The 2,702-nt window shown below is 57.0% G+C and carries 3 protein-coding genes; all 3 read right to left on the bottom strand.

The window, feature by feature from the left end; genetic code table 11:
• Window positions 1–189 precede the first annotated feature (189 nt).
• A complete protein-coding gene (locus tag M8006_RS17460; RefSeq protein ID WP_250084455.1) occupies window positions 190–489 on the bottom strand; it encodes an ArsR/SmtB family transcription factor in 300 nt (99 codons plus the stop codon).
• Between the two features lie 78 nt (window positions 490–567).
• Complete coding sequence (locus M8006_RS17455) at window positions 568–1,701, bottom strand: NADH:flavin oxidoreductase (RefSeq protein ID WP_250084453.1); 1,134 nt, start codon at window positions 1,699–1,701, stop codon at window positions 568–570.
• Between the two features lie 422 nt (window positions 1,702–2,123).
• Complete coding sequence (locus tag M8006_RS17450; RefSeq protein ID WP_250084451.1) at window positions 2,124–2,489, bottom strand: DUF6444 domain-containing protein; 366 nt, start codon at window positions 2,487–2,489, stop codon at window positions 2,124–2,126.
• Between the last annotated feature and the right edge of the window lie 213 nt (window positions 2,490–2,702).

Here is a 2,702-nt window from a genome sequence, read left to right as displayed (position 1 = left end):
CAGGGGCTGATCTCAATACTCGATACGGTAAGATGGCTTAACCGTTGTTCATGAACCGCCGTGGTACGGAACCGTACGCCCGGTGGTGTGAGAGGACAGGGGAGGCGACTCCCCTTCCTACTCGATTAGCCAATGTTTATCTTGAACCTGTCTAGTCGGTGCTGGTGAAGCAACGCCAACGGCGGGGTCCTATAGCCGTTGGCTGAGCTCATTTAAAAAGGCTTCGACAACGTCATGCTCATAACGGTAGTAGGTCCACTGTCCAACACGTTCGGATGAGACGAGGCCGGCACGGGATAGCGTGGAGAGATACAGCGAAATGGTCGGTTGGGAAAGGTCCGTCTTTTCACAAATGTGACTGACACAGATTCCACCTTCCGGCGCAGTATCCTTCTGCGGTGGAAAGTAGCGCTCTGGCTCCTTGAGCCAGGATAGAATGTCGAGGCGCACCGGGTTAGCAAGCGCACTTAAAACGGTATTGATATCCATGAATACGTCCAGGCGTTGAGAGCCTGATCAGTATACGCTTTAACGGGCAGGCTGCCGAGGCAGCCTGCCCGGCGTGTATCAACTCACCAGCCCTTCGAGGGCGCTGCTGTCAAAATCTGAGAGTTCTTGAAGGCGCCCATCACGCACTTTGTTGGCCCACTGGGGGTCAGAGAGGAGGGCGCGGCCAATTGCAATCAGATCAAAATCATTGCGTGAGCGCCACATCGCTAGTTCTTCTACATTGACACGGCTTTTCGAGGTCGGGTCTTCCGTGCGCGTAAAGTGGCCAGTGCGAAAAGTCTTGTCTAGCCCCACGCTGCCAACGGCGATGACCGGCTTACCGGTCAGTTCCCGGGCCAAGGTTGCCAGCGTTTTTTCACTGCCTGCAAAACCGGGCTCCCAGACACGGCGCGTGCTGGCATGAAAGATGTCGACACCGTCATCGGCTAACGGCTTGAGGAGCTCGCCCAGCGCCTCGGGCGTTTCAGCAATAATAGCCGTATAATCAGACAGCTTCCACTGAGAGAAGCGGAAGATGATCGGGAATTCCGGGCCCACCGCCTCACGCACGGCGCGTACGATCATGCGGGGAAAGCGCAGTCGATTTTCCGGGCTACCGCCATAGGCATCCGTGCGCTGGTTGCTCTCAGACCATAGGAATTGGTCGATCAAATAACCGTGGGCGCCGTGTAGCTCGATACCGTCAAATCCAAGGCGTTGAGCATCGCTTGCGGCACGAGCAAAGGAAGCCGCCACGTCAAGCATGTCCTGTTCGTTCATGGCGCGGACAATTTCAGCGCCGTCTTCACTGATAGCCATCGGACCAAAGCCGGGCACGCTAGTATCCGGCTCGACGCCTGGGCGGCGTTCACGGCCTACGTGCCACAGCTGCGGGACAATCTTCCCACCGGCGGCGTGAACGCCCTCTACCACCCGCTGCCAGCCGGCTAGTGCCTGCTCGCCATGAAAGGCTGGTACGTCGGGGTAGCCGTTGGCGCCGGGATGATCAATGTAGGTGCCCTCAGTAATGATCAGCCCAACACCCCCTTCGGCACGGCTGCGATAGTAATTCGCCACGTTGTCGCCCGGTATGCCATTGGGTGACTGGTTGCGCGTCATGGGGGCCATGACGATGCGGTTAGGCAGGGTTACCGGGCCCATGGTGAAGGACTCAAAAAGGGGCGCGGCTAACGCTTGTTCAGGCGTTGACATGCTGTGTATCCTTTATAAATATAGAGATATATAAATATTATTATTAGTATATTTACACATATTTCAACGCTATTGGCAACCCTGCGCCCTTAGAAAGCCCTAGGCCTTGCTGGTCTATCGCTATGCTGTTGGAGAGCGACATAGCAATCGGTAGCTATATAAAATGTAACTGTTCAGCTCACGCTGCCTGGCTCGTCTCGTCCTGTCGCATAAACACAGGCACTTCAGCCGGCAAACAACTGCTGTGGACCGCCAGGCCCTGCTAGACCTTGATCATGTGTAGATCACGCTCCTCCTGATTGTTGGTGAAAAGCACGGTCGCGGCTTCACATAGCGCTGGGATTACCCACTCGGCAAATGCCTCGGTACGTTGGTAGGCCTCCATACTCGGTGACGATCGACTGGATGAGGATGTTCTTGGCCTAACGCTTCTCGATGCCGACCGCGCGATAGGTGCGCCCCTTGGGGAGCGTGCGACGATCAATCGGTAGGGAAACGACGTCGTCAGGATGATCGACCGGTGCCAAAGTCGTTCCTTCATGCCCTGGCTGACCGCCGGGACGGCGGTTACCTTTAGTGCGTGAGCGGTGCTGGCGGTTAGGGTTCTGCGAGGGTGGCTTGCTGCTATTGCGACTGCTGGTCGCCAGTCGGTCCGCCGCCAGCAGCTTGACCAGCAGCATCAACACATCGATGGCAGAACGCAGCGAAGGCGAGACCGTGTGGTCTTCCTTGAGCTGCTGTCGGACGCGTACCAGGGCCTCATCGACGTTGATATCGCTGATGGTCATGTCACCGGATGAGAAAGTTGCCGAATGGCACTGCTATGCCAGGGGAGACAGCAGGTTGGCGAGTGCAGCCTGGAACCTGCTGAATAGTTAGTGCGCCAGGCGAAGCCTGGTCATCCGGGCACCTGAAAAGGGGGAAAGGATGAAGTGAAACCCAATGGGTGAAAGTCCCATCCGGCCAAGGCTAGCCACCCGCCGGTAGCGAGTGTTGCGTGG

Origin of the sequence: Halomonas llamarensis, from assembly GCF_023555005.1 — a bacterium.
In the GTDB taxonomy this organism is placed as follows: Bacteria; Pseudomonadota; Gammaproteobacteria; order Pseudomonadales; family Halomonadaceae; genus Vreelandella; species Vreelandella llamarensis.
Note: the sequence above shows the minus strand (reverse complement) of the source record. Positions and strands in the feature narration are given on the sequence as shown.